Consider the following 26,015-nt stretch of genomic DNA (forward strand, 5'->3'; position numbering starts at 1 on the left):
CTTTTTCTTTTATCAATGCTACGATTTTTACATATACATACTATCTAGAGGATGAGGTGGATTTTATGAGGATTGAAAAGAATGTACTCGTACGTCACGTACTTACAGAAGATTACCGCAAAAAGTTGCTCACAAAGATGGATCAAGAAAAAGATCGACTAACCAATGAAGTGGAGCAACTCCGTTTTCAAGCTCAAAAGCAAGCGAAAGAGCAAACAGATGCGAAAAACAAAGCACTCATAAAAACACGCTTTAACGCAGAGATTAATAAACGAACGCAACGGGTAGAAAGCATCACGTTCCGTGAGAACAAAATCCGCACGTTGCCAGAAGGATCTCTAGTTACAGGTGACACTGTCAAACGGTATACAGACATTCAAGTAGGGGATCGTTGGGCTGATCATAAACTTGAAGACGAAATTATCGTAGAAGATGGAGTCATTAAAGAGATCCGTACTAAAGGAGATCACGCTTCACATGACGTCAAACATTGAATACTTTAATGTTGGAACAATCGTGAATACTCACGGCGTAAAAGGAGAAGTTCGTGTCGTTTCAACGACGGACTTTCCAAAAAAGCGTTTTAAGGTTGGCAATGAATTATCTGTCAAGTATAAAAACGGTAATCGTCAGCGCCTTACGATTACGAGTTCCAGAGCGCATAAACAGTTCCAATTATTAACGTTTGAAGGCATTACTAACAAAGACGAAGCAGACAAGCTTCGCGACGGGGTTTTAGAAGTTACTGCAGATGAACGAGATGATTTGTCCGATGGTGACTTTTATTACAATGATATTATCGGTTTGAAAGTCGTTACGACAGACGGCGTAGAACTCGGGTTTGTAAAAGAGATTCTCGCACCAGGAGCGAACGACGTTTGGGTCGTTAAGCGGACGGAACCGAAGAAAAAAGACGTCTTGCTACCTTATATAGATGAAGTGGTTAAGCAAGTCGATTTGAATTCCCAAACGGTAACCGTAACATTAATGGAAGGGTTGCTTGACGAATGAAGCTCACGTTTTTAAGTTTGTTTCCGGAGATGTATCAAGGAGTTTTTTCGTCATCGATTTGGAAGCAAGCAGAAGAGAAAGGGCAAGTAACCTATTCCGTTACAGATTTTCGTCAGTATGCTGACAACAAGCATAACAAAGTCGATGACTATCCGTTTGGTGGCGGTGCAGGCATGGTGCTTCGTGCTCAACCGATCTATGATGCGATTGAAAGCATACAGCTTTCCAAAGACGCACGTGTTGTGCTCCTTTGTCCACAGGGGGAACCACACACGCAAGAGAAAGCCGAACAACTAGCGTCAGCTGAAGAGATTGTCTTCATTTGTGGGCACTATGAAGGATATGACGAGCGCATTCGTTCCCTTGCAACAGACGAAATTTCAATCGGTGATTACGTGTTAACCGGTGGAGAGCTCGCCTCGATGGTAATTGCAGATAGCGTTATTCGTTTGCAATCTGGCGTTCTTGGTAATGAGCAATCAGCCAAAGAAGATTCGTTTCAAACGGGATTGCTTGAACACCCTCATTACACAAGACCGGCAGAGTTTCGTGGAATGAAAGTGCCAGATGTTCTTCTCTCAGGTCATCACAGAAATATCGAAGAGTGGCGAAAGAAAGAATCCCTTCGCAGGACGTATGAACGAAGACCTGATCTTCTAGAAGACTATGATCAGTCGGACCAAGAAGAAAAATGGTTAAATGAATTTAAGAACAACGATTGAACTCTATTAATCGGTATGCTATGATAGCAGTTGTGGCGAAAGCCGTTGAATCCGATGTTCCGCTGTGGTAATCCCGTAAGAGCATCCGAGAAGGAAGGAGGAAACACCCAATGACTAATCTCATTAACGAAATTAACAAAGCTCAACTTAAGAGTGACGTACCTAGCTTTCGTCCTGGAGATACAGTAGCTGTTCACGTAAAGGTAGTTGAAGGTACGCGCGAGCGTATCCAAGTATTCCAAGGTCTTGTATTAAAGCGCCGTGGAAGCTCAATTAGCGAAACGTTTACAGTACGTAAGATCTCTTCAGGTGTTGGTATTGAGCGTACGTTCCCAGTACATTCACCAAGAATCGATAAGATCGAAGTGAAGCGTCGTGGACGTGTACGTCAAGCGAGACTTTACTACTTGCGCAAGCTTCAAGGTAAAGCTGCAAGAGTTAAAGAACTTCGTAGCAACTAAAGATGTTCAAAAGGAGCTTGCCATTGGTCAGGCTCCTTTTTATTTATAGTTCGTAAGGAAAGTAGGGAAGACGATGACAATTCAGTGGTTTCCAGGACATATGGCGAAAGCGATTCGCCTAATCAAAGAATCTTTAAACCAAGTGGATGTGGTCATTGAGCTGGTCGATGCACGGATTCCAGAATCCTCGCGAAATCCAGTGCTTGATGAAACCGTTACAGACCAACCCCGTGTTCTCGTATTGATGAAACCAGATATGGCTGATCCTAATGTTACGAAACAATGGCTACAACATTATCGTGACCTTGGTCAAACAGCACTGACCATTGATGCTAAGAAGAACATTGGAATCTCTGAGCTAATTGCTGCTGTTACAGAGCTTGCAGAACCAAAAATGGAAAAGCTTCGTAAAAAAGGCATTCAACACAGAAGTGTACGAGCGATGATTGTTGGTATTCCTAACGTAGGAAAGTCCACACTAATCAATCGTCTCGTAGGAAAGAATCAAGCAACAACTGGCAATAAGCCAGGGGTGACGAGAAAGAACCAATGGCTAAAAGTCGGCAAAAAGCTAGAGCTATTGGATACGCCAGGAATTCTGTGGCCGAAATTTGAAGATCAAACGGTCGGTTTGCGTTTAGCAGCGACTGGTGCAATTAAAGATGAGCGACTTGATTTTTCAGATGTTGTACTCTATTTGATTCGTTATATGAAAGAATACTACCCAAAATCTTTGTTAGAACGGTACAAGCTTCAAGAAGAACCAGAACATGATGTTGGCTGGTTTGAAGAGATTGGCCGAAAGCGCGGATGCCTCATGGGAGGCGGAGACATTGATTTTGATGCAACTGCAGAATTGATTTTACGAGAATATCGTTCTGAAAAACTAGGGAGAATTTCGCTTGAACGACCTGAGCAATAAGCGGGGCGTCTGACGAAGGATCCCTAGTTTTCGTCATAGAGAGGGCTAATCATGAAAAAAGCAACGATTAAAGACATTAAATCAGAGTTAACAGGGGAAACGATCGAAGCAACCAGACTTGAAGAACTTCGCGCAGATTCACGAACAGGTGTCCAGAATTTACTAAAGAGTTATGAGCAAAAACAACAGCTTCTACGTGAAAAAATGCAATCCTATACCGATAAAAGAAATGAAGAGTTTCAAATGTGCAATACGTGGCAGATCGCAGGTCTTGATGAAGTCGGTCGAGGGCCACTTGCAGGACCAGTGACTACAGCTGCGGTCATGATTCCAGAAGACGTTTTTCTTCCAGGTCTTACGGACTCCAAAAAGTTAAGTAAACGAGATCGTGCGTATTTCTACGATGAAATTATGAGCCGCTGTACCGTAAGCATTGGTGAGGCAAGTGTTGAAGAAATTGATGAGTTCAACATTTATGAAGCTACAAAGTTAGCGATGGTACGTGCAGTCACTGGACTAAAAACGACACCAGATCATTTGCTCGTTGATGCGATGACGCTCCCAGTCACGATTCGTCAGACATCACTTATTAAAGGTGATTCAAGAAGTATGAGCATTGCGGCAGCATCTGTGATCGCAAAGGAAACGCGGGACGAATACATGAAAACGTTACACGAACAGTACCCACAGTATGGGTTTGATCAACACGTTGGTTATGGGACAAGTGCGCATTTACAAGCGATGGATGAATACGGAGTGTTGCCTGTGCATCGCAGGAGTTTTCGTCCTGTAGCAGATCGTATATATTAAAGAAGGTGAAGTCAAAGTGAATGTCAGTGGTCCACTACATAGCACTGAGAACCGTACACAGCAGACGTCATCATTTCATGGTCTTCGGGTAGGAGAGTGGTTTAGCGGAAAGGTGAAGACCATCTATAATGGACAGTTCGCGGCGATTGAGTCGAAGAACGGTTCATTTGTTGCGCGTCTGGAAGCGGCGCTTGAAGCGAACAAACGTTACGTCTTTCAAGTAAAGCAGACCGGTCGCGAGATTCAACTAAAAGTTATCCAACAAACGAATCAAGTTAATGTTAACGAAACGTTAGGAAAGCGTGCAGATCGTTTTGAGCGAGCGCTTTTCCATCATTTTGTAAAACATGAGGTAGCTTTTACGAAAGAGCAGATGCAACAATTAGCGTCGCTGTTAAAGGAAGCGGGCACGGTTAAGCCAAATGCATTGCAAACGATGACGCTCATGCAAGAGCGTCAGTTTCCGGCGACAAAAGCAACGTTTTGACGCATTGCATACGTTTCAAACGTCTTCTCTGACACTTGGTGAACGTTTACATACGCTCAAACAGCAATTACAACAATTACATACGCAATCAGAATCTACGACGCGTTTTCTACAGTTGTTAGAACACGCTTCTACTTCGCGTGATGTTGGCAACCGTGAATTGTTGCAAGTTTCTCGTTTGCAACAGATTATACATGATGCGACTCGTGGAGAAGGTGTCAGACAACAAGGAGCGACTGAACTACTATCAAGGCTACAATGTTGAACGAGGGACGATGACAGACGTCGAACATGCACGAACGTTCGAGTCAAAGCTAGTACAGATGAGTCAAAAAGAGCAAGCCTCTACGATGAGTCAACTGTTACACGCAAAAGGTCTTACTAAGGAAGAGCGTTTCGTATTACAACAACTCTTTAAAGAAGAACGTATTCAAGCCACTCAAGTACGTGACTTTATACGTGGTGAAAATCATGTATCCTTGAGAGCACTACTTCAGGCAGGCGTTTCATCTGAATTACCGGTGCAACAAAAAGCACAGTTAGCAACGGTGTTTCAACAAGTTGTTGGTGCAACGCTCTTCCATGAGTCACAAACGCAACCAATCATCGTACCGATGCATGTGAATGACACATTTTTAGATGTGCTTATTATGCTGGACGACCCTAAAGAACAGCTTGAAGAAACAGAAAGAGTGTTATTTTTTTTAACATTACCGCATTTGCAAGATACAGTCGTAGATGTGCGTCGTCAAAAGCAGCAACTAGCGATTACCATTTATAATCAAATGGATGAACCTCACTGGATGAAACCGATTTTAGTGCCACCTTTTAAAGAGAAGCTAAAAGAACTCGGATTTTCCTTAACTTCATTTGAATGGTTACGAGCAAATGAACAACTACCGGTGTTAAAAAGTTCAAATCAAGAGATGACGACGAATCATCGATTGGACGTGCGCGTATGAAATCGAAACGAAAATTTGCAGCTGCACTTCGGCATGATGCAAAAAGCGATCATGCACCGGTCGTAACAGCAAAAGGTCACGGTACCGTCGCAGAAAAAATTGAACAAATTGCAAATGAGTCAGATACCCCTGTTGTTGTAGATGAAGCACTCGCAGAACTGATGACGCACTTACATGTTGAAGCGCCGATTCCGTCTGAGCTGTATGAAGTGGTCGCTGAAGTATTTGCCTTTGTCTATAAAATTGATCGTGAAATGAAAGAAATTCACGAAGTTGGGAATGTTACTGACAAAGGGGGTTCGACTCATGGCAAATAAGAAGAATTTACTTGATGTTCAAGGTGCATCAGACATGATTAATCAGTACAAAGAAGAAATGGCGCATGAGTTTGGTGTACACCATAGTGTGCAAGAACAAGATGCCAAAGCAAAAGATATGACAAAAACGATCCAAGAAGAAAAAAATAAAAAGAATGATTAAGTAAACGTTCAAGAGGTGGAAAGTCTAAACTCTCCATCTCTTGAACGTTTATTTATGTTTTTTAAAATTTTTCCGAATATTCACTGGAAATTTATTTCGAAAAGCGTTATATTTACTTGGTGACTGTTTTCTGAACTTCGCTTGAAAGTAGGTGTAATTTTGCAAATATTTAAGGCTTTAAGACAGTACTATTGGCCGTATCGACGTTATTTTTTAGGATCTATTTTCTTTTTAGTATTTGTGACTGGCTTCACGGTCGTCTACCCGATTTTCCTGCAATTAGCCATTGATGAAGGAATTGTAAACCAAAACTATGACCTCATTCCTATGCTAGCAATCGGTTTTATTATCGTCATGATGTTCAAAGGCTTAGCTGCCTTTTTCCATCAGTATTGGGGCGATGTTTTCGGGATCAAAACCGTTTATGAATTACGTAAAGCATTGTATGAAAAGTTGCAATATTTACCTTTTCGCTATTACGATAACGCTCGAACAGGGGATTTAATGTCAAGACTAACCGCTGATGTGGAAGGCTTCAGGTTCTTCTTGTCATTTGGGTTTGCACAATTGTTTAACTTCGTAATGATCATCGTTTTTTCTCTTATTGTAATGTTTTATTATTCACCTCAACTCGCACTGATTACTCTTTTTATGATGCCGATTTTAGCAATTACGGTACAGCGTTTTGATAAATTTGTGCACCCTGCATTTAAAGAAATTCGTATTTCAATGGCAAGCTTAAATACGCGTGTTCAAGAAAATGTTAGTGGCATGAACACAGTAAAATCATTGTCAAAAGAAGAGTTCGAGAAAGATCGATTTGATGAGAAGAACTCCCATTATCGCGATCGTTACTTGTACACGTCAAGCATTTGGTCAAAATATTTTCCGGTTATGGAATTTATCGGAAACGTTGCGGTAGTGCTCTTACTTGCTTACGGTGGCTATCTAGCAATTTATGGCACCCTAACGCCCGGAGCGTTTGTCGCATTTTTTAGCCTTGTCTGGTACATTATGGGACCTTTAATGAATTTAGGTTTTATCATTAATACGTTTAGTCAATCAAAAGCTTCTGGTGAGCGTTTGCTTGAAGTGTTAAATGAACCAGAAGATATAAAGAACCATGATACAGCGATTGATGCAGGACGACTTACCGGTGATGTGTCGTTTGAAGACGTATCCTTTTATTATCCTAAAGAAGAAAAACCAGCATTACAACATGTCTCGTTTCAAGTGAAGCATGGTGAGACAATTGGTCTCATGGGTCAAACAGGGGCAGGTAAATCAAGTGTTACACAACTTATTGCTCGCTTTTACGAAGCCACTCATGGGCAAGTTAAGATTGATGGAAAAGCAGTACAAGAGTACACAATTAAAACGTTACGAGAAAATATTGGGTTTGTTCTACAAGAACCGTTTTTGTTTTCATCTTCAATCCGAGACAATATTTCTTACGGACGTCCAGAAGCCGAACTTGAAGAGATTGTGGAAGCCGCAAAACGAGCAGATGCCCATGAATTCATTGAAGCATTACCAAATGGTTATGACACCGTTTTAGGTGAGCGGGGAATGGGGCTTTCTGGTGGACAAAAACAACGAATTTCAATCGCAAGAGCATTGTTAGTTAACCCAAGTATTTTAATTTTAGATGACGCTACGAGTGCGGTTGATATGCAAACAGAAGTAAAAATTCAAAAAGCGTTTCGGGAACTTATGAAAGGGCGCACAACGTTCATTATCGCTCACCGTATATCAAGCGTTCAACATGCAGATCAAATTTTTGTGTTAGAAAACGGGAAAATGAAAGAACGTGGGAAGCACAGTGAGTTACTTAAAGCAGGCGGCATGTATAAACGAATCTATGATATTCAATATCAAGATTTGCAAACGATCCAAGAAGAGTCCATACGGTGAAAGGGGGGAAAGTGTCAATGCCAACAACGAGGGTAATGGAGCGTTTTCGATATAGTCAAGATACAGCCATTGAAAAACCGTTCAATTGGGAAAAGTTAACACGCTTACTTCATTACATGAAAGAAAGTGGTTCTTTAATCGTAAAAGCGATCGTTGCGATGCTGATTACGACAACTGTACGATTGATCGTCCCTCTCATTATCGGTCAATGGGCTTTAGATTTTGCACTAGCAAATGAAGATTACGGGCTTATGCTACAACTAGCCGTACTTGCATTGTTTCTTTATATTTTTTCATTGTTTGCAAACCGACTACGAATTAAATGGACGAACGAAATTGGACAAAATGCAATTCATGCGCTGAGAAAGCAATTGTTTAACCACATCCAAGGGTTATCTAACCGGTTCTTTGATAACCGCTCAGCAGGCTCAATTCTCGTAAGAGTCGTCAATGATGTGAATGCATTGCAAGAGCTTTTCACAAACGGAATTATTAACATGTTAATGGACATTATCATGCTCATTAGTATCGTAATCATTCTGTTTTCGTTAAGCCCACCACTTGCACTTGCTGTGCTGATTGTACTGCCTATTATGTTTTTCATTTCGACGAAACTACGTCGTAACATTAGACGGTCTTGGCAAACGGTAAGAATTCGTCAATCGAAATTAAACTCTCATTTAAATGAAAGCATTCAAGGTGTTAGAGTCACCCAATCGTTTTCACAAGAAGAAAACAACATGGCCTTTTTTAAAGGTGTGAACAAAGAAAATTACGATGCATGGGACGAAGCATCTAAGAAAAGTGCGGTTTTCCGCCCATTTGTAGAAATGGCAAACGCACTCGGTTCTGCCGTTTTAATTTGGTACGGGGCGTATCTTGTTATGACAGGTTCAATCGGATTTGGTGTTCTCGTTTCTTTCGCATTTTTCCTTGGGATGTTTTGGGAGCCCATTTCTAGACTCGGTCAAGTGTACAATCAACTACTCGTTGCGATGGCGTCTTCAGAACGAATCTTCGAGTTTCTCGATGAAGAACCGAACGTGAAATCAAAACACGATGGCAATGAAGCAACGAATCTTAAAGGGGAAATTCAATTTGAAGCGGTCACGTTTGCTTATGATGAAAGTCGTAAAGCGTTAAACCGTATTAGCCTATCAATTCCAAAAGGACAGACGATCGCACTCGTTGGTCATACAGGGTCTGGGAAATCAACCATTGCGAACTTAATTTCTCGTTATTACGATCCTACAGATGGTCGCATTATGCTTGATGGCATCGATTTAAAAGATTACAAGCTCCATCGTTTACGTGAAGAAGTAAGCACGGTATTGCAAGACACGTTCATCTTCTCAGGAACGATCCGAGAGAACATACGCTTTGGGAAACCAAATGCAACGGATGAAGAAGTGGAGCAAGCGGCAAAGGCAATTGGAGCGAATCAATTTATTGAAAAATTACAAAATGGATATGAAACGGAAGTAGAAGAGCGAGGAAACGTGCTTAGTGTCGGTGAACGACAGTTATTATCATTTGCTAGAACGCTATTGGCAGATCCGAAGATTATTATTCTAGATGAAGCAACCGCAAGCATTGATACTGAAACCGAAGTTAAAATTCAACAAGCATTAAAAACGTTATTGCACGGGCGAACGTCAATTATGATTGCACACCGATTATCGACTATTCGTGAGGCAGATAATATTATCGTATTAGAGCAAGGAAATGTTCTAGAAAATGGAAATCATGAACAATTAATGAAACGAGAAGGCAAATATTATGATCTCGTTATGAGCCAATTCAAAGCTTTAACTGTCTAATTGATCCAACTCATCAGTAGCGCGGGAAGCTGACGAAGCCCATTGATTTTCAGGGATGTCACCTACTCGCGCTTCTTCATTCGTTAAGGGGGAAGATTATGAACAACAAGATTACAATCCGTCAAGCCGTCGTTACAGATGTCGTTGATATTATTCGACACAAACAGGTTGTCTTGCAAGAGAATGCTTCATTTATGGGACGAACCGCAAAGGAATATCAACCGATTGTAGAGCATGAGCTAGCAAGGATCCGAAAGCATCAAAATGAAACAGGTTTAATGCTCGTTGCCATACATTGTGATGAAGTCATCGGTATGCTCACGTTCAACAGGCCATCAAGACCGCATTATTCTCATTGCGGAATGTTCGGGATGAGTATACAAGAACGTTATACAAATCAAGGACTCGGTCACAAGCTGTTATACGAATTGTTACTATTTGCCAATAATGACCCGGCAATCGAGAAGGTCTCATTAGAGGTTTATGCGCACAACGAGCGAGCAATTGCTTTGTACAAACGGCTAGGATTCACGGTTGAAGGTCAAAAACCACGTCACCGTAAAGAGAGTGACGGCTCATACGTTGAAGACGTTCTCATGAGTAAATTTGTTACGTAAGACGTTTTTCGACATTTTCGGTACTTTAACCTTTAGTAGAAAACGTTTTATGCTATGATAAAAAATGTGTGAAATGAACTTATGACAAGCAGATTGCTTGTCTAGGACACATCTGATGTAACCGATTGTACTCATAGGAGGATGGAAATAACATGAATATTCATGAGTACCAGAGTAAAGAATTGCTCCGCAAGTACGGCGTTGCTGTACCGAACGGGCACGTTGCTTTTACGGTCGATGAAGCCGTTGAAAAAGCGTCTTCATTAGGTACAGCCGTAACCGTAGTAAAAGCACAAATCCACGCAGGTGGACGCGGAAAAGCTGGCGGTGTTAAAGTCGCGAAAAACCTTGATGAAGTGCGTACATACGCAGACGACATTCTTGGTAAAACACTCGTGACTCACCAAACAGGTCCAGAAGGTAAAGAAGTTAAGCGTCTTCTTATTGAAGAGGGCTGCGATATTGATCAAGAATACTACATCGGCCTTGTGCTAGATCGTAGTACATCCCGTGTTGTCCTTATGGGTTCTGAAGAAGGTGGAACTGAGATCGAGGAAGTTGCAGAAGCGACTCCAGAGAAGATCTTTAGAGAGTATATTGATCCTGCAGTAGGTTTACAAGGATTCCAAGCAAGACGTCTTGCTTTTAACATGAACATTCCGCAAGATTCACTCGGAAAAGCGGTTAAATTTATGGGAAGCCTTTACCAAGCATTTGTTGAAAACGACTGCTCAATTGCTGAGATCAACCCACTCGTTACAACAAAGCAAGGCGACGTACTCGCTCTTGATGCGAAGCTTAACTTTGATAGCAACGCTCTTTACCGTCAAAAAGGAATCACAGAATACCGTGACCTTGACGAAGAAGATGCAAAAGAAATCGAAGCTTCTAAGTACGACTTAAGCTACATTGCGCTTGATGGTAACATCGGTTGTATGGTTAACGGAGCCGGCCTTGCGATGGCTACGATGGACATTATTAAGTACAAAGGCGGCGAACCCGCGAACTTCCTTGACGTTGGGGGCGGTGCGACTGCTGAGAAAGTTACAGCAGCGTTCAAGATTATCCTTTCTGATGAGCACGTGAAAGGAATCTTCGTAAACATCTTTGGTGGAATTATGAAGTGTGACGTTATCGCAGAAGGTGTCGTTACAGCAACGAAAGAAGTTGGACTTGAAATTCCACTCGTTGTACGTCTTGAAGGTACAAACGTAAAAGAAGGTAAGAAGATTCTCGAAGAATCAGGGCTTAACATCACATCTGCAGATACGATGGCTGATGGTGCAGAAAAAATCGTAGCTTTAGTTAAATAGAAAGGCGGGGCCAAGTACAATGAGTATCTTAATTAATAAAGATACGAAGGTTATTGTCCAAGGAATCACGGGCAGTACTGGACTATTCCATACAAAACAAGCGATTGAATATGGAACAAACATCGTTGGCGGTGTAACACCGAAAAAAGGTGGCACCGAGATTGAAGGAGTTCCTGTATTTAACACAGTGTCAGAAGCTGTTGAAGCAACTGGCGCAAACGCAACAGTAATCTATGTTCCACCTGCATTTGCAGCAGATGCAATTATGGAAGCTGTAGACGCAGAATTAGATCTTGCAATCTGTATTACAGAAGGTATTCCAGTCCTTGACATGCTTAATGTTAAGCGTTATATGGAAGGCAAGAAGACTCGTCTCGTTGGACCGAACTGTCCAGGAGTAATTACACCTGAAGAATGTAAAATTGGTATTATGCCAGGATACATTCACCATAAAGGTCACGTTGGGGTTGTTTCCCGTTCTGGTACATTAACGTATGAAGCGGTAGAGCAACTTTCAAGTAACGGCATCGGTCAATCAACAGCAGTTGGAATCGGTGGAGACCCAGTTAACGGTACAGATTTCATTGATACGCTTAAACTCTTCAACGAAGATGAAGATACAAAAGCGGTTATCATGATCGGTGAAATCGGTGGTACAGCTGAAGAAGAAGCTGCTGAATGGGTTAGAGATAACATGACGAAGCCAGTTGTCGGTTTCATTGGTGGCGCTACTGCACCTCCAGGGAAGCGTATGGGACATGCTGGTGCAATCATCTCTGGCGGTAAAGGAACAGCTGAAGAAAAGCAAAAGACACTTCGCGCATGCGGAATTGAAGTTGCTGAAACTCCAGCAGTAATTGGCGAAACGCTCATTAACGTTCTTAAAGAACAAAACCTTTACGAAGCTTGCTTAACGCACGAAGTAAAGTAATTAAGGAAAAGCCCTTGTGACAAACAAGGGCTTTTTTTATAATACGATTACGGAGGTGTTACATGAACACAAAACGAAATCGTCTGCTTTACTTACACAGTACGAGGAAGTTATCGTCTAAGCACTTATTGTCGCTTATTAGACACGTACGTGTAGAAGAAATCCATACGCTAGATGTGGCTTCATTAGCTTTTCTCACGAAAGCAAAAACAGACACGGTGAATACGTGGACAAAGCATTGGAAAGAACATCCGTATTCAGACTTTAAACCACCCGAAATCCCTGCCATTACGCTCTTTGATCAAGAGTATCCCCGCCGCCTGTATGAATTACCAGATCTTCCCCCAGTACTTTATTATTCCGGAAACCTTCATTTAATACATGCGCAACATCTGTTAGCCGTTATAGGAACGCGTTCACCGAGCCGTTATGCAGAAACTGTTATGCCAAATTTACTTGAACCTGTTATACAACAAGGTGCCGTCATCGTCAGTGGTTTAGCGAGAGGGATTGATACGTACGCCCATAAGCTCGCGATCGGCAAAAATGGAACAACGATCGCAGTCATTGCAGGAGGACTGAACCATATTTATCCAAAAGAAAATAGAGGCATCGCAAATCTAATGGCTACGAAACATCTCATTCTCTCCGAATACTTTCCAACCCAACCCCCAGAAAAGTGGCATTTCCCTGAACGAAATCGAATTATTAGCGGTCTTTGTGACCGATTGTTTGTCGTTGAAGCTGGTGTACGATCAGGCACACAAATTACCGTCGATTGTGCATTAGAACAAGGTAAAGACGTCTATGCTCTACCTGGAAATATCGATGAGTCAACGTCAAAAGGAACGAACCAAATGATCTTTGATGGTGCCCAGATGGTCTTGTCTGCGACCGACTTATTATTTCAGGAATAAACCATTTTTACTGCATAAAATCAAAAAATTTCACCGATTAAAAACATAGGATGTTTGACAAATTGTAAATTCATGTTCAATAATAGGGAAGGTTTACATTTACAAAGAAGGGGGAGGAAACTCGAGATGGCAGATTACCTAGTAATCGTTGAATCTCCCGCAAAAGCGAAAACCATTGGAAAGTATTTGGGCAAAAAATATGCAGTAAAAGCATCCATGGGCCATGTCCGTGATTTACCTAAATCCCAAATGGGCGTTGATGTGGAACAGAATTATGACCCGAAATACATTACCATTCGAGGAAAAGGCCCTGTTTTAAAAGATTTGAAACAGGCGGCTAAGAAAGCCAAACGCATCTATCTCGCTGCCGACCCCGACCGCGAAGGGGAAGCGATTGCGTGGCACTTGGCGCATAGCCTCGACATCGACACAGAGTCAGAATGTCGTGTAGTATTTAACGAAATTACAAAAACCGCAATCAAAGACGCATTCAAACACCCGCGTCCGATTAACATGGACTTAGTTGATGCACAACAAGCGAGACGAATTCTAGATCGCCTTGTTGGTTATAACATTAGCCCTCTATTATGGAAGAAAGTGAAAAAAGGGTTAAGTGCAGGACGAGTTCAATCGGTCGCTGTGAAGATGATTAATGATCGGGAAAAAGAGATTCAAGAATTTATACCAGAAGAATATTGGTCCATTACAGGACGGTTTTCGTATGGAAAAGAAACGTTCGAAGCGAATTTTTACGGTACGAAAGATAACAAAGAAAAATCAAAGAAGCAACCACTTTCCTCTGAAGATGATGTTAAAGCTGTATTAGGTCAGCTAAAAGGTGATGAATTCCTCATCGATAGCGTGACGAAGAAAGAGCGTAAGCGAAACCCGGTTCAGCCGTTTACGACTTCATCATTACAGCAAGAAGCTGCACGTAAGCTTAATTTCAGAGCGAAGAAAACGATGATGCTTGCACAACAGTTGTATGAAGGTGTGGACCTTGGAAAAGAAGGGACCGTCGGTTTAATTACGTATATGCGTACAGACTCCACTCGTATTTCCGATACAGCTAAAGGTGATGCGAAAACGTTCATTGAAGAAAAGTACGGCAGTGACTATGTTGGTCAAGATATAAAGCCGAAAAAACAAAATGAAAACAGTCAAGACGCTCACGAAGCGATTCGACCGACGACGGTTTCTAGAGAGCCGAAAGAATTAAAGTCTTATCTCTCAAGAGATCAACTTCGCTTGTATCGTTTGATATGGGAACGTATGGTCGCAAGTCGTATGGCGCCTGCAATCATGGATACGATGTCAGTAGACTTGACGAACGAAGGTGTCATTTTCCGAGCGACAGGGTCTAAAGTTAAATTCCCTGGTTTTATGAAAGTATATATTGAAGGAAATGACGATGGAAAAGAAGAAGAAAACTCTTTTCTACCAAATTTAGAAGAAGGCAAAACTGCGACGCGTGATGAGTTGAATGAGAATCAACACTTCACACAGCCACCTCCGCGTTACACTGAGGCGAGACTCGTTCGTACGATGGAAGAATTAGGCATTGGCCGTCCATCCACGTACGCACCGACACTCGATACAATTCAACGTCGTGGCTATGTAGCGATGGAAGACCGTCGATTCGTACCGACTGAACTTGGTGAAATTGTTTTAGACTTGATCGTTGAGTTTTTCCCGGAAATTTTAAATGTGAAATTCACAGCTAAAATGGAAACAGATCTCGATGAAATTGAAGCGGGAGATCAGAATTGGATTATGATTATTGATCGCTTCTATCAAGATTTCGAAAAACGTCTCGAAGTTGCTGAGAAAGAAATGCAAGAAGTCGAGATTAAAGACGAACCTGCCGGTGAAGATTGTGAACTGTGCGGGAATGCGATGGTCATTAAAATGGGGCGTTATGGAAAGTTCATGGCTTGCTCAAACTTTCCGGATTGTCGCAATACGAAAGCGATCGTCAAAAAAATCGGTGTTGATTGTCCGACGTGTAAAAAAGGTGACGTCGTCGAGCGTAAGAGTAAGAAACAGCGTACGTTCTACGGCTGTGATCAATATCCTGAATGTGATTTCGTCTCTTGGGATAAACCAATCGCCCGTCCGTGTCCTCGTTGTGAACACATGCTCGTTGAGAAAAAAGTGAAAAAAGAAGTCCGTGTACAGTGTACAAATTGTGACTATGAAGAAGATCCGAATTAAAAAGCTTGTAAGAACGAGAAAAAATCGGTATATTGTTACAGCGCCCCTTTTCGATAAAAGGGCGTTTGCATGTCAAAGAATGCTAAAAAAAAAGAAAATACATAGATTGTCACTGAATGTTTGTTATTCTTCAAAGAGGGTTATCATTTATACTAGATAGTAAGAAGAGTGGGAGACTTTTGAAAGGGAGATGGCGATGACAACTAAGCAAGCAGTAAACGTAGTTGGTGCAGGACTTGCAGGTAGTGAAGCGGCTTGGCAAATTGTAAGCGAGGCGTGCCTGTTAACTTATATGAGATGAGACCGGTAAAGAAGACACCAGCTCATCATACTGAACAATTTGCAGAGCTTGTTTGTACGAACTCATTACGTGGGAATTCTTTAGCGAACGCGGTCGGTGTATTAAAGGAAGAAATGCGTAAACTCGATTCAATTATTATCTCTTCAGCAGATGAAAGTGCGGTACCTGCTGGAGGCGCTCTTGCGGTAGATCGTCATGATTTCGCTGGGAAAGTGACCGAGCGATTGCACGCGCACCCTCTTGTGAATGTCGTGCGAGAAGAGATTAGCGAAATTCCAAGTGGTCCGACAATTATTGCAACGGGTCCTCTAACTTCTTCAGCCTTATCGGATAGCATTATCGGGTTAACCGGTGAAGAAGAATTGTACTTTTACGATGCAGCTGCGCCCATTCTTGAAACCGATTCAATCGATATGGATAAAGTCTACTACAAGTCTCGTTATGATAAAGGTGAAGCGGCGTATATTAACTGTCCGATGACAGAAGATGAATTTAATACGTTTTATGATGCGCTCGTTGCTGCCGAAACAGTTCCACTAAAAGAATTTGAGAAGAAAATGTTTTTTGAAGGTTGTATGCCTGTTGAAGTCATGGCCGGTCGTGGCCGAAAAACGTTATTGTTCGGACCGATGAAGCCAGTAGGATTAGAAGATCCAAGAACAGGGAAGCGTCCATATGCCGTCGTTCAACTTCGCCAAGACAACGTAGAAGGCACGCTTTACAATATTGTCGGATTTCAGACACATATGAAATGGGGTCCACAGAAGGAAGTTATTCGTCTAATTCCTGGTTTGGAAAACGCAGATATCGTCCGTTACGGCGTGATGCACCGCAACACATTTATGAACAGCCCCCGTTTACTGCGTCCAACGTATCAATACAAAGATCGTGATGATTTATTCTTTGCAGGACAAATGACAGGCGTGGAAGTACGTAGAATCAGCAGCTGCAGGACTTATTGCCGGCACAAATGCTGCAAAGCAAGTATTAGGTGAAGAATTAATTGTCTTCCCGAAAGAGACAATGATCGGTGCGATGGCGCAATATATAACAACAGCTGACCCTGATCATTTCCAACCAATTAACGCTAACTTCGGTCTCGTTCCTAGACCAGCCGAGAAAATGAAGAAAAAAGAACGCTATGAGTACCTCGGACAAGTAGCACTGGAGTCCATTCAGAATTTTATGAAAAAACAAGGCGTTTAGGTTGATATCAACAAAGTTATGTGGTACGATTTAGTCGCTTTATTGAGGTGAATGATCATGTGTACAAACGCACAAGATCCTTATCAGAAGTTTTTTCAATATCTGCAAGTGGAGAAAAATGCCTCTCCCAATACACTTACTGCCTACACTCGTGGGTTAAGTGATTGGAAGGAATTCTTAAACGAAGAAGGCGTGGATGCAGGGTGCTTGAATGCTGAGCGTCTCCACGTACGACTTTACTTGACGGCAATGCACAATAAAGGGTTACAGCGAACGAGTATTGCTCGCGAGCTCTCGGTATTACGGACGTTTTATCGCTTCTTAAAACGGGAATCAATGATTCTTGAGAATCCAACATCGTTTACACACTTTCCTTCGCAGCCCAATCGACTGCCACGCTTCCTCTATGAAGAGGAGCTTCAATCCCTATTTGAAGTTTGTCGTGGAGATGACCCACTAAAACAAAGAGATCTTGCGATCATAGAGTTGCTGTATGCAACGGGAATACGAGTGAGTGAATGCACGAATTTGAAGATGACGGATCTTGATTTCGTGACAGAAACCGTTCATGTCTTAGGGAAAGGACGTAAAGAACGATACGTTCCAATCGGCGCTTTTGCGATTGATGCACTCGAGAGGTATTTTGAAGATGGACGAAAGCGTTTAATGCGCGAAGAAGCACAGCGTGTGTTTCTAAATTTTCGTGGTCTTCCCCTTACTGATCGTGGTTTACGTCATACATTAACGAAACGTGTACAGGAAGCTTCGCACACTTTGCGAATCTCTCCGCATAGTCTAAGGCATACGTTTGCAACTCATCTGTTGAATGAAGGTGCTGATCTGCGTTCAGTACAAGAACTTCTCGGTCATGAGAACCTCCGTACGACGCAGAAGTATACGCACGTAACGACAGATCGTCTTCGTCACGTATACAAAGGTGCACACCCACGTGCCTGAAAGGAGGCAACATGGAACATTCATTCCATGCTACGACAATTTTTGCAATCCGACATAACGGTAAAGGTGCAATGGCAGGTGATGGACAGGTAACGTTCGGTCAAGCGACAGTCATGAAGCACTCAGCTAAGAAGATTCGCAGAATTTACAACGGTAAAGTTCTTGCAGGATTTGCAGGTTCTGTTGCAGATGCGTTTACGCTCTTTGAGATGTTTGAAGGCAAGTTGCAAGAAGCGAGCGGACAATTGGACCGGGCTGCTATTAATCTCGCAAAGGAATGGCGTAATGACAAAGTGCTTCGCAAGCTGGAAGCGATGCTTCTTGTCATGAACGAAGATAAACTTCTTCTTGTCGCAGGGACTGGTGAAATCATTGAACCTGATGATGGCATGATTGCGATCGGTTCTGGAGGTTTTTACGCCTTAGCAGCGGGACGTGTGCTTGCGAAACATTCAGCTCTTTCTGCAAAGGAGATCGCTGAAGAAGCACTTAAGACCGCTGGGGACATTTGTGTGTACACAAACCATGAGCGAATCATTGAAGAAATTTAACGGCTTAGTATCATTCTAAGAATGAAGGATAGGTGATGGCTTTTGGAACATGCCAATCAAACACCAAAGCAAATTGTTAATAAGCTTGATCAATATATTGTTGGTCAAAATGGTGCAAAGCGTGCCGTAGCTGTTGCGCTTCGTAATCGTTATCGACGAAGCAAAGTAGCGGAGAACATTCGTGATGAGATCACACCGAAGAACATTTTAATGATCGGACCGACAGGTGTCGGGAAGACTGAAATCGCAAGACGTTTATCCAAACTCGTAGGAGCTCCATTTGTGAAAGTGGAAGCAACGAAGTTTACTGAAGTTGGTTACGTCGGTCGTGATGTTGAATCGATGGTTCGTGATCTAGTGGAAGTTGCCGTTCGTCTCGTCAAAGAAGAGAAGATGAAAGGCGTACAACCAGAAGCAAAAGATTTAGCGAATGAGCGTCTCGTTGAGCTACTTGTTCCTTCGAAAAAGAAAAGCCAAGCGTACAAAAACCCGCTCGAGATGTTTTTTAATTCCCAAGGAAACATGAATCAAGATGTAGACTTGGATGATGAGTCAGAGCAACGTGATTCAATCAAAGAACGCCGTACTAAAACGGCTTCTCAATTGGCCAATGGTGAATTAGAAGATGAACTCGTTACGGTTGAAGTTGAAGAGCAACAACAAGGGCTTATGGATATGCTTTCTGGATCTGGCATGGAACAGATGGGCATGATGCAGGATATGCTCGGTAGTATGATGCCAAAGAAAAAGAAAAAGCGTAAGCTGCCTGTGCGCGAAGCAAGGCAAGTTCTTATTGACGATGAAGCACAAAAGCTCGTTGACATGGATGAAGTCGGCCAGTTAGCTGTTGAGAAGACAGAACAACTTGGTATGATTTTTATTGATGAGATTGATAAAGTTGCTGGTAAACAACAGTCAAGTTCTGTAGACGTTTCACGAGAAGGCGTACAAAGAGATATATTGCCGATCGTTGAAGGGTCAACAGTGACGACGAAGTATGGCCCCGTGCAAACCGATCACATTTTGTTTATCGCAGCGGGTGCATTTCACGTATCAAGACCGTCGGATTTAATTCCAGAGCTTCAAGGGCGCTTCCCAATTCGGGTAGAGCTGAACAACTTAAGTAAAGACGATTTTGTGCGAATACTTCGTGAGCCTGATAATGCACTTTTAAAACAATATTCTGCTCTTTTGGAAACTGAAGGTATAAACGTTGAATTTTCTGACGAAGCTGTAGTTAGATTGGCTGAGTTAGCAGAGCAGGTAAATCAAACGACTGAGAATATCGGTGCAAGAAGACTGCATACGTTGTTGGAACGATTGTTAGAAGATCTGTCGTTTGAAGCATCCGATGTCACGTTAGAAACAATCACTATTACCGCAAGTTATGTCAATGAGAAACTAGCAGATGTTGCAGGCAATGAGGATACCAGCCACTATATCTTGTAATTTATGATTAGGAGGATCTACAGGAGATGGAACTATTAACGAAATCTAGAAAGATCAACGAAATGCTACAAAAATCAGCAGGTCAACATGTCGATTTTAAGGACATGGCAGAAACATTACGTGACGTAATTTCTGCAAATATCTTTGTTGTAAGTCGAAGAGGGAAGCTTCTCGGTTATTCAATTCAACAGGAAATTGAGCACGATCGCATTGATCGTATTTTAGAAGAGCGTCAATTCCCTGAAGAATACACAGAAGGACTTTTCTCGGTGGCGGACACTTCGTCAAACCTTGACATTGACAGCAAATATACAGCTTTCCCTGTTGAAAACAGAGAACTATTCAAAACAGGACTTACGACCATTGTTCCAATCAACGGTGGTGGCCAACGTATTGGTACACTTATTCTTGCTAGACTTAACGACTCGTTTAACGATGATGATTTAATTCTTGCTGAATATGGTGCAACAGTAGTTGGTATGGAGATCCTTCATGAGAAGGCTCAAGAGATCGAAGAAGAAGCACGTAGCAAAGCTGTCGTTCAAATGGCAATTAGTTCTCTCTCATATAGTGAGCTTGAAGCTGTTGAGCACATCTTCGAAGAACTGGATGGCAAAGAAGGTCTACTCGTTGCAAGTAAAATTGCTGACCGCGTAGGAATTACTCGTTCTGTCATCGTAAACGCACTTCGTAAGCTTGAGAGCGCGGGAGTTATTGAATCTCGTTCACTCGGTATGAAGGGTACGTATATTAAAGTTCTTAACGGTAAATTCTTAAACGAACTCGAGCGTCTTCGTGAAGAGTAGAATCTATAAATAAAAGCATCGCAAATGTGAGTTCTCACATTTGCGATGCTTTTTTGTGTTAGGTTGCCATGTAGTTCATAGAAACTGCTAGTCAAAGTCGATGTGTCTTACTTCCTAAACGAAAGTGAAAAGCGAAATTATAAAGCTCGGAATGACTCAGATTCACGTCTTAAATTCTGGTTATAAAGAACTATAAATAAGATAAATTATTTATTCCTATTATTAAGATAATAATCGTTCGAAGGGGATTTTGTCGTTTTTACAAAATATGTAATATCGAAATAAGAAAAGGACTGATTCAAATAGACTATAAAACTACCTTTCTACCATCTTCGTGTGATTCTAAAAGACTACTTATTTTTCAGACTAATTGGTATTATAGACCTTACTTATTTGTCGAAACCTGTAATTTATAGTTCTATATTAGTGAAATTCGTAGTAAAACCTGTTTTTTTATAGAAAAACTTCCCAAAAGTGAATACAATTAAAGAGACGATTAGCGTATTACGGAAGTAACAAATGTTTCTGAGCGATTAGAAGCTTTGTCATGATTTAAGCCATCAAATGGACGAGGAGGTTCAAAATGGCACTATTTTCAACGACGATCTCGTCGCTTGAACGGGGCATGAATGCCTCAATGATGCAACAACAAGCGATCGCATCAAACATAGCGAATGTGGACACACCGAATTATAAAGCAAAACAAGTGCAGTTTAAAGACGTTTTAAGCGAAGCCAAGGGAGAGCTTTTGGCACATAGAACCGATGAGCGTCACGTACCTTTTACATATCACTCTGAACAAATGAAACAAGTAAACCCACGAAATGTGATGTACTCCCATAGTGGCAACAGTGTCGATCTCGACAAAGAAATGGCCAAGATGGCGAACAATCAAGTTTACTATCAAGCAGTTAGTGATCGTTTAAACGGTCAGTTTAGTTCATTAAAGACAGCAATTCGAGGAGGAAGCTAGGTTGTCATTATTTACTGGAATGAACGCAACATCATCTGCGTTAACCGCACAGCGCTTACGTATGGACGTTGCAGCGAGCAATATGGCAAATGCAGAAACGACGAGGGCTACGATGGTAGACGGAGAATGGCAACCTTATGAACGAAAAGTCGTCACACTTTCACCGAACAAAAACGAAAGCTTTGCGTCAATTTTATCAGAGCAGAGAAATCAAAGCGTTTCAAACGCAGATGGTGTGAAAGTTACATCGATTACTGCTGACCAAACGCCAGGTAAAACGATCTATCAGCCAGGACATCCTGATGCTGATGAAGCTGGCAATCTACACATGCCAAATGTTGATCCTCTAAAAGAAATGGTCGATATCATGGGGGCAACACGTTCGTATGAAGCAAATGTAACGGTTTTTGATGCACACAAAAGTATGATGATGAAAGCATTAGAAATTGGACGAGGGTAATAGAAACTAAAAGTAGAGGTGAATGAACGTGACGATCCAGCACACATCGATGTTTGCGCCTGTGCAATCGATTGCACAGGAGACAATCCAACCCCGTGTCGAGCGTACGACTTCTGACGCACACGAGTCGTTTGCAACGACGTTACAACAAGCCATTCAATCTGTAAACAACGAGCAACAGCATTCACAAGAGATGACGACGCGGCTCGTAAATGGAGACGTTGAATCATTGCATGATGTAATGATTGCTTCTGAGAAAGCAGGAATCGCATTACAAGCAACAGTTGAAGTACGAAATAAAGTCGTCGAAGCATATGAGACGATGATGCGAATGCAAGTGTAATGAATGTTAGGAAATAGGAGAGGCAGTTCATGAATGAGCGACTCATACAGTATCGAGACAAAATAACAGGTTTTTGGACGTCAAAAACGAGAAAAGAACAAGGAATCTTTGTTGCTTCCTTCGTACTCATTCTCGTCGTCATTATGTTAATCATCTTTTTTACATTTAGAACGAGTTACGCTCCGCTATATAGCAACATGTCTGTGAGCGAAACGGGTCAGATTAAGGAGACATTGGATAGTCGTGGTGTCCCAAACGAAATTCGAGATAATGGAACGACCATTTTCGTACCTGAAGAACTCGTCGATAACATAAAGGTAGAACTTGCAGCGGAAGGCTTACCAGCCACAGGTTCAATTACATATGATGATTTCCGTGATAGCTTAGGGTTCGGAATGACTGACAACGAGTTTTCAGTCATGGAAAAAGCGGCAATGCAATCTGAATTAGAAACGTTAATCCAAACGATTGATGGCGTGCAAGGCGCTACGGTAATGATCCAATTACCAGAAGAGACGATTTGGTTAAGCGATGAAGAAGGGACAGCTCAAGCTTCTGTCGTCGTCACGCTTGCGCCAGGGATGACACTTGACCAAGGCAATGTTCAAGCACTGTACAACTTAGTTTCCAAAAGTATACCGAACCTGCCTACCGATAATATCGTCATTACCGATCAATTGTTTAATAGTTATTTTTATGAAAGTCAAGAAGGCATGCAAAATATGCAAGCGTATGACCAGCAGCGTGAAGTCCGTCGAACGATTGAAAATGACTTGCAGCAACGTTTGCAACAAATGCTTGGCTTAATGATGGGCCAAGACAAAGTCGTTGTATCCGTGACAGCCGATGTTGATTTCACTCAAGAATATCGTGAAGAAGAACTCATTGAGCCTGTAGATGAAGATGCAACCGAAGGAATCGCCATCAGTGCTGAGCGTGTGTCTGAGTATTACGAGGGACAAGCCCCAAATGACGAAGGTGTTGCAGGTACAGGTGAAGATGATATTGCAAATTACCCAGGTGTCGTTCCTGGTGGTGACGGTGATTATGAACGAATGGAAGATCGCATCAATTACGATGTGAATCGAATCCACCGTCAAATTCAAGAAAGTCCTTATAAGATTCGTGACTTAGGTGTACAAGTCGTCGTTGAGCCACCAGTTGCAGACGACCCGATGTCTTTACCACCTCAAGCACTGAGCGAAATTGAATCCATGTTAGAGTCAGTCGTGATGACGAGCATTGATCAACCGCTTTTAGAAGAGATGGACGGCACAGTCTCAGAGAAGATTCTCGTTACATCACAGCCGCTATACGGCAAAGCTGACACAGAACCGACGTCAAGCTTTACGATCCCTACATGGGCGTATGTCGTAACAGCAGTCGGGATCATCGCTCTGATTATTGGTATTGTGTTGTTGCTCAGACGAAACAGAGAAGAGTATGAAGAAGTTGAAGAATTGACGTATGACGAAGAAATTGAAGAAATTCCAACAGAAGATTTAACGCCAAGCGCGGAACGTAAAAAGAAATTGGAACAACTCGCAAGGGAGCGACCAGAAGAATTTTCGAAGTTGCTTCGTACGTGGCTTTCAGAAGACTAGGGGGCACACATACCAATGGTCAAAACAAAAAAGAAATTACCGGTAACAAAAAGCAGCTGCATTGCTCATATCACTCGGCCCAGACGTTTCAGCACAAGTGTATAAACATTTGCAACAAGAAGAGATTGAACAATTAACACTAGAAATCGCAAATGTACGCAAAGTCGAAAACGACATCAAAGAATCCCTTATTAAAGAGTTTCACCAGTTAGCGGTCGCTCAAGATTACATGACCCAAGGTGGAATAGGTTACGCCCGTGACGTGTTAGAAAAAGCGTTAGGAAACGATGAAGCGATGGCGATTATCTCTAGACTTACGTCAACGTTGCAAGTGCGTCCGTTCGACTTTGCGAGAAAGTCTGAACCTGTACAAGTCTTGAACTTTATTCAAAACGAACATCCACAAACGATCGCACTCGTCTTATCGTATTTAGATCCTGATCAAAGTGGACAGATCTTGTCTGAATTGCCTTCAGATTTACAAGCTGATGTTGCGAAACGAATCGCTACGATGGACCGGACGTCACCAGAAATTATTAGCGAAGTGGAAAGTGTGCTAGAACAAAAGCTTGCCTCTACGTTCACGCACGATTACACCGAAGCTGGTGGCATCGAGTCAGTCGTTGAAGTGTTAAACAGTGTGGACCGTAGTACAGAACGAACGATTTTAGATAGCTTAGAAATTCAAGATCCTGAGCTTGCAGAAGAAATCAAAAAGCGGATGTTCGTCTTTGAAGATATTGTCACGCTCGACAATCGATCCATTCAGCGTATTATCCGTGATGTTGATAACGAAGATCTACAGTTGTCACTTAAGGTGGCAAGTGAAGAAGTTCGGGAGATTCTCTTTAGCAACATGTCGCAACGAATGGCCGAAACGTTCCGTGAAGAAATGGAATTCATGGGACCTGTACGTTTGAAAGATGTTGAAGATGCCCAAACGAGAATCGTGAACGCTGTTCGTCGCCTCGAAGAAGCGGGTGAAATTGTCATCGCACGTGGTGGAGGAGATGATATCGTTGTCTAGGATCATTAAACAAAGTGACCAAACAGACTATCAATCTCCGTATACATTGCTGCTCCACACCTTTCACAAAGAGCGTGATGACGAACCGCTCGTCGAGATGAACGAAACAGTAAAAGCTCAAACAGATTCACTCGTTCAAAATGCTCGAACAGAAGCGAAACGCTTGCTTGATGAAGCCAACGCAGAAATCGAAGCGGCCAAAACAGCGATTCAAAATGAGCGACTCGCTGCTGAAGAAGAAGCAAAACGACTACATGAACAAGCAAGAAGAAGCGGAGAAGAAGAAGGGTATCGTGACGGACTTGCAAAAGGTCACAACGAGTATGCTGAGCAAATTGTCCAAGCTACAGAGGTTGTCCAGTCAGCAAGAGTGGATTATGACGCGTATTTGCGCCATGCAGAAGTAGACATCTTAGATCTTGCTTGTGCTTTGGCAAAAGAAATGATGAACGTCACGATGCAAGAACAAGAGGGGTATGCATCGTTTTTGAAAAAAGCAATTCAAGAAGTTCATGAGGAAACGGAAGTGCTCATCCACGTTCATCCGAGCCATTACGAAGCAACGATTCAAAGGCGATCAGAATACGAAGCGTTGTTTACAGTAGCTGAACGAATTCGTTTCTTCCCAGATCCGAATGTAGAGGAAGATGGATGTGTGATTCTAACTCCGAAAGGCGGATGGATGCAAGCATTACGACGCAACTCCATCGCTTGAAAACTGAGCTAACAGCACTTCTAGAAGAGGGACAGGGGTCTA

28 protein-coding genes and 1 pseudogene are annotated in these 26,015 nt (G+C 42.2%); all 29 read left to right on the forward strand.

Translation table 11 applies throughout. The annotated features are described in order from the left end of the window. Positions 1-65 precede the first annotated feature (65 nt). The 29 genes and pseudogenes from JCM19038_RS05810 (at position 66) to fliH (ending at position 25,973) form a co-directional block, all read left to right on the forward strand. Positions 66-494 (forward strand): YlqD family protein, encoded by a 429-nt coding sequence (locus tag JCM19038_RS05810; RefSeq protein WP_042360236.1) that lies wholly within the window; start codon positions 66-68, stop codon positions 492-494. Continuing rightward, positions 478-1,011, forward strand: coding sequence for a ribosome maturation factor RimM (gene rimM / locus JCM19038_RS05815; protein ID WP_042415565.1), 534 nt, complete (start codon positions 478-480; stop codon positions 1,009-1,011). The genes JCM19038_RS05810 and rimM overlap by 17 nt, the downstream gene beginning before the upstream one ends. Continuing rightward, positions 1,008-1,733 (forward strand): tRNA (guanosine(37)-N1)-methyltransferase TrmD, encoded by a 726-nt coding sequence (gene trmD / locus JCM19038_RS05820; RefSeq protein WP_042415568.1) that lies wholly within the window; start codon positions 1,008-1,010, stop codon positions 1,731-1,733. Before rimM ends, trmD begins: the two co-directional genes overlap by 4 nt. 110 nt (positions 1,734-1,843) lie before the next feature. Beyond that, complete coding sequence (rplS, locus tag JCM19038_RS05825; RefSeq protein WP_042360239.1) at positions 1,844-2,194, forward strand: 50S ribosomal protein L19; 351 nt, start codon at positions 1,844-1,846, stop codon at positions 2,192-2,194. Between the two features lie 73 nt (positions 2,195-2,267). Continuing rightward, positions 2,268-3,116, forward strand: a complete 849-nt coding sequence (gene ylqF, locus JCM19038_RS05830) for a ribosome biogenesis GTPase YlqF (RefSeq protein WP_042415571.1) — start codon at positions 2,268-2,270, stop codon at positions 3,114-3,116. 51 nt (positions 3,117-3,167) lie between these two features. Then, on the forward strand, positions 3,168-3,926 hold the full coding sequence (locus tag JCM19038_RS05835) for a ribonuclease HII (RefSeq protein WP_042415574.1): 759 nt from the start codon (positions 3,168-3,170) through the stop codon (positions 3,924-3,926). A gap of 16 nt (positions 3,927-3,942) precedes the next feature. Further along, a complete protein-coding gene (locus tag JCM19038_RS05840; RefSeq protein ID WP_042415577.1) occupies positions 3,943-4,413 on the forward strand; it encodes a hypothetical protein in 471 nt (156 codons plus the stop codon). Between the two features lie 4 nt (positions 4,414-4,417). Continuing rightward, positions 4,418-4,678 carry a hypothetical protein gene (locus JCM19038_RS05845; protein WP_042415579.1) on the forward strand — a complete coding sequence of 87 codons (261 nt, stop codon included), beginning with the start codon at positions 4,418-4,420 and terminating at the stop codon, positions 4,676-4,678. Further along, positions 4,629-5,375 (forward strand): hypothetical protein, encoded by a 747-nt coding sequence (locus JCM19038_RS05850; protein ID WP_152549344.1) that lies wholly within the window; start codon positions 4,629-4,631, stop codon positions 5,373-5,375. Before JCM19038_RS05845 ends, JCM19038_RS05850 begins: the two co-directional genes overlap by 50 nt. Then, the gene (locus tag JCM19038_RS05855) at positions 5,372-5,692 is read left to right on the forward strand and encodes an EscU/YscU/HrcU family type III secretion system export apparatus switch protein (protein ID WP_042415584.1); all 321 of its coding nucleotides are present in this window, start codon (positions 5,372-5,374) and stop codon (positions 5,690-5,692) included. The genes JCM19038_RS05850 and JCM19038_RS05855 overlap by 4 nt, the downstream gene beginning before the upstream one ends. Further along, entirely contained in the window at positions 5,682-5,855 is a 174-nt protein-coding gene (locus tag JCM19038_RS22660; protein WP_193745054.1) for a hypothetical protein, read from the forward strand. Before JCM19038_RS05855 ends, JCM19038_RS22660 begins: the two co-directional genes overlap by 11 nt. A 159-nt stretch (positions 5,856-6,014) precedes the next feature. Then, entirely contained in the window at positions 6,015-7,769 is a 1,755-nt protein-coding gene (locus tag JCM19038_RS05860) for an ABC transporter ATP-binding protein (protein ID WP_042415586.1), read from the forward strand. A 17-nt stretch (positions 7,770-7,786) separates the two neighbouring features. Further along, complete coding sequence (locus tag JCM19038_RS05865; protein WP_042415588.1) at positions 7,787-9,589, forward strand: ABC transporter ATP-binding protein; 1,803 nt, start codon at positions 7,787-7,789, stop codon at positions 9,587-9,589. A gap of 98 nt (positions 9,590-9,687) precedes the next feature. Then, on the forward strand, positions 9,688-10,206 hold the full coding sequence (locus JCM19038_RS05870) for a GNAT family N-acetyltransferase (RefSeq protein WP_042415590.1): 519 nt from the start codon (positions 9,688-9,690) through the stop codon (positions 10,204-10,206). A gap of 152 nt (positions 10,207-10,358) precedes the next feature. Beyond that, positions 10,359-11,519, forward strand: a complete 1,161-nt coding sequence (gene sucC, locus JCM19038_RS05875; protein ID WP_042360243.1) for an ADP-forming succinate--CoA ligase subunit beta — start codon at positions 10,359-10,361, stop codon at positions 11,517-11,519. 19 nt (positions 11,520-11,538) lie between these two features. Continuing rightward, positions 11,539-12,450, forward strand: coding sequence for a succinate--CoA ligase subunit alpha (sucD, locus tag JCM19038_RS05880; protein ID WP_042415593.1), 912 nt, complete (start codon positions 11,539-11,541; stop codon positions 12,448-12,450). 62 nt (positions 12,451-12,512) lie between these two features. Then, complete coding sequence (dprA, locus tag JCM19038_RS05885; RefSeq protein WP_042415596.1) at positions 12,513-13,367, forward strand: DNA-processing protein DprA; 855 nt, start codon at positions 12,513-12,515, stop codon at positions 13,365-13,367. Positions 13,368-13,493: 126 nt separating this feature from the next. Then, a complete protein-coding gene (gene topA, locus JCM19038_RS05890) occupies positions 13,494-15,581 on the forward strand; it encodes a type I DNA topoisomerase (RefSeq protein ID WP_042415599.1) in 2,088 nt (695 codons plus the stop codon). A 196-nt stretch (positions 15,582-15,777) separates the two neighbouring features. After that, a pseudogene (gene trmFO, locus JCM19038_RS05895) lies at positions 15,778-17,088 on the forward strand (FADH(2)-oxidizing methylenetetrahydrofolate--tRNA-(uracil(54)-C(5))-methyltransferase TrmFO). Positions 17,089-17,145: 57 nt separating this feature from the next. After that, on the forward strand, positions 17,146-18,045 hold the full coding sequence (gene xerC, locus JCM19038_RS05900; RefSeq protein ID WP_042415602.1) for a tyrosine recombinase XerC: 900 nt from the start codon (positions 17,146-17,148) through the stop codon (positions 18,043-18,045). Positions 18,046-18,056: 11 nt separating this feature from the next. Continuing rightward, positions 18,057-18,596: an ATP-dependent protease subunit HslV gene (hslV, locus tag JCM19038_RS05905; protein ID WP_042360246.1), complete on the forward strand. Its 540-nt coding sequence runs from the start codon at positions 18,057-18,059 to the stop codon at positions 18,594-18,596. 42 nt (positions 18,597-18,638) lie between these two features. After that, a complete protein-coding gene (hslU, locus tag JCM19038_RS05910; RefSeq protein ID WP_042415605.1) occupies positions 18,639-20,045 on the forward strand; it encodes an ATP-dependent protease ATPase subunit HslU in 1,407 nt (468 codons plus the stop codon). Between the two features lie 26 nt (positions 20,046-20,071). After that, complete coding sequence (gene codY / locus JCM19038_RS05915) at positions 20,072-20,851, forward strand: GTP-sensing pleiotropic transcriptional regulator CodY (protein WP_042415609.1); 780 nt, start codon at positions 20,072-20,074, stop codon at positions 20,849-20,851. A 583-nt stretch (positions 20,852-21,434) separates the two neighbouring features. Further along, positions 21,435-21,824, forward strand: coding sequence for a flagellar basal body rod protein FlgB (gene flgB / locus JCM19038_RS05920; RefSeq protein WP_042415612.1), 390 nt, complete (start codon positions 21,435-21,437; stop codon positions 21,822-21,824). Position 21,825: 1 nt separating this feature from the next. Next, positions 21,826-22,284, forward strand: coding sequence for a flagellar basal body rod protein FlgC (flgC, locus tag JCM19038_RS05925; RefSeq protein WP_042415615.1), 459 nt, complete (start codon positions 21,826-21,828; stop codon positions 22,282-22,284). A gap of 28 nt (positions 22,285-22,312) precedes the next feature. Then, entirely contained in the window at positions 22,313-22,627 is a 315-nt protein-coding gene (gene fliE, locus JCM19038_RS05930) for a flagellar hook-basal body complex protein FliE (protein WP_238554293.1), read from the forward strand. Between the two features lie 29 nt (positions 22,628-22,656). Continuing rightward, on the forward strand, positions 22,657-24,231 hold the full coding sequence (gene fliF / locus JCM19038_RS05935) for a flagellar basal-body MS-ring/collar protein FliF (protein ID WP_042415619.1): 1,575 nt from the start codon (positions 22,657-22,659) through the stop codon (positions 24,229-24,231). Between the two features lie 61 nt (positions 24,232-24,292). Further along, on the forward strand, positions 24,293-25,258 hold the full coding sequence (gene fliG, locus JCM19038_RS05940) for a flagellar motor switch protein FliG (RefSeq protein ID WP_042415621.1): 966 nt from the start codon (positions 24,293-24,295) through the stop codon (positions 25,256-25,258). Then, positions 25,251-25,973 (forward strand): flagellar assembly protein FliH, encoded by a 723-nt coding sequence (gene fliH / locus JCM19038_RS05945; protein ID WP_042415623.1) that lies wholly within the window; start codon positions 25,251-25,253, stop codon positions 25,971-25,973. Before fliG ends, fliH begins: the two co-directional genes overlap by 8 nt. Positions 25,974-26,015 lie beyond the last annotated feature (42 nt).

The sequence above is a fragment of the Geomicrobium sp. JCM 19038 genome (assembly GCF_000698125.1).
GTDB lineage: Bacteria > Bacillota > Bacilli > Bacillales > Marinococcaceae > Geomicrobium_A.

Coding starts and splice junctions, on each gene's coding strand:
- JCM19038_RS05810 (WP_042360236.1), top strand. CDS start 66: ATGAGGATTGAAAAGAATGTACTCGTACGTCACGTACTTACAGAAGAT.
- rimM (WP_042415565.1), top strand. CDS start 478: ATGACGTCAAACATTGAATACTTTAATGTTGGAACAATCGTGAATACT.
- trmD (WP_042415568.1), top strand. CDS start 1,008: ATGAAGCTCACGTTTTTAAGTTTGTTTCCGGAGATGTATCAAGGAGTT.
- rplS (WP_042360239.1), top strand. CDS start 1,844: ATGACTAATCTCATTAACGAAATTAACAAAGCTCAACTTAAGAGTGAC.
- ylqF (WP_042415571.1), top strand. CDS start 2,268: ATGACAATTCAGTGGTTTCCAGGACATATGGCGAAAGCGATTCGCCTA.
- JCM19038_RS05835 (WP_042415574.1), top strand. CDS start 3,168: ATGAAAAAAGCAACGATTAAAGACATTAAATCAGAGTTAACAGGGGAA.
- JCM19038_RS05855 (WP_042415584.1), top strand. CDS start 5,372: ATGAAATCGAAACGAAAATTTGCAGCTGCACTTCGGCATGATGCAAAA.
- JCM19038_RS22660 (WP_193745054.1), top strand. CDS start 5,682: ATGGCAAATAAGAAGAATTTACTTGATGTTCAAGGTGCATCAGACATG.
- JCM19038_RS05865 (WP_042415588.1), top strand. CDS start 7,787: ATGCCAACAACGAGGGTAATGGAGCGTTTTCGATATAGTCAAGATACA.
- JCM19038_RS05870 (WP_042415590.1), top strand. CDS start 9,688: ATGAACAACAAGATTACAATCCGTCAAGCCGTCGTTACAGATGTCGTT.
- sucC (WP_042360243.1), top strand. CDS start 10,359: ATGAATATTCATGAGTACCAGAGTAAAGAATTGCTCCGCAAGTACGGC.
- sucD (WP_042415593.1), top strand. CDS start 11,539: ATGAGTATCTTAATTAATAAAGATACGAAGGTTATTGTCCAAGGAATC.
- dprA (WP_042415596.1), top strand. CDS start 12,513: ATGAACACAAAACGAAATCGTCTGCTTTACTTACACAGTACGAGGAAG.
- topA (WP_042415599.1), top strand. CDS start 13,494: ATGGCAGATTACCTAGTAATCGTTGAATCTCCCGCAAAAGCGAAAACC.
- xerC (WP_042415602.1), top strand. CDS start 17,146: ATGTGTACAAACGCACAAGATCCTTATCAGAAGTTTTTTCAATATCTG.
- hslV (WP_042360246.1), top strand. CDS start 18,057: ATGGAACATTCATTCCATGCTACGACAATTTTTGCAATCCGACATAAC.
- codY (WP_042415609.1), top strand. CDS start 20,072: ATGGAACTATTAACGAAATCTAGAAAGATCAACGAAATGCTACAAAAA.
- flgB (WP_042415612.1), top strand. CDS start 21,435: ATGGCACTATTTTCAACGACGATCTCGTCGCTTGAACGGGGCATGAAT.
- fliF (WP_042415619.1), top strand. CDS start 22,657: ATGAATGAGCGACTCATACAGTATCGAGACAAAATAACAGGTTTTTGG.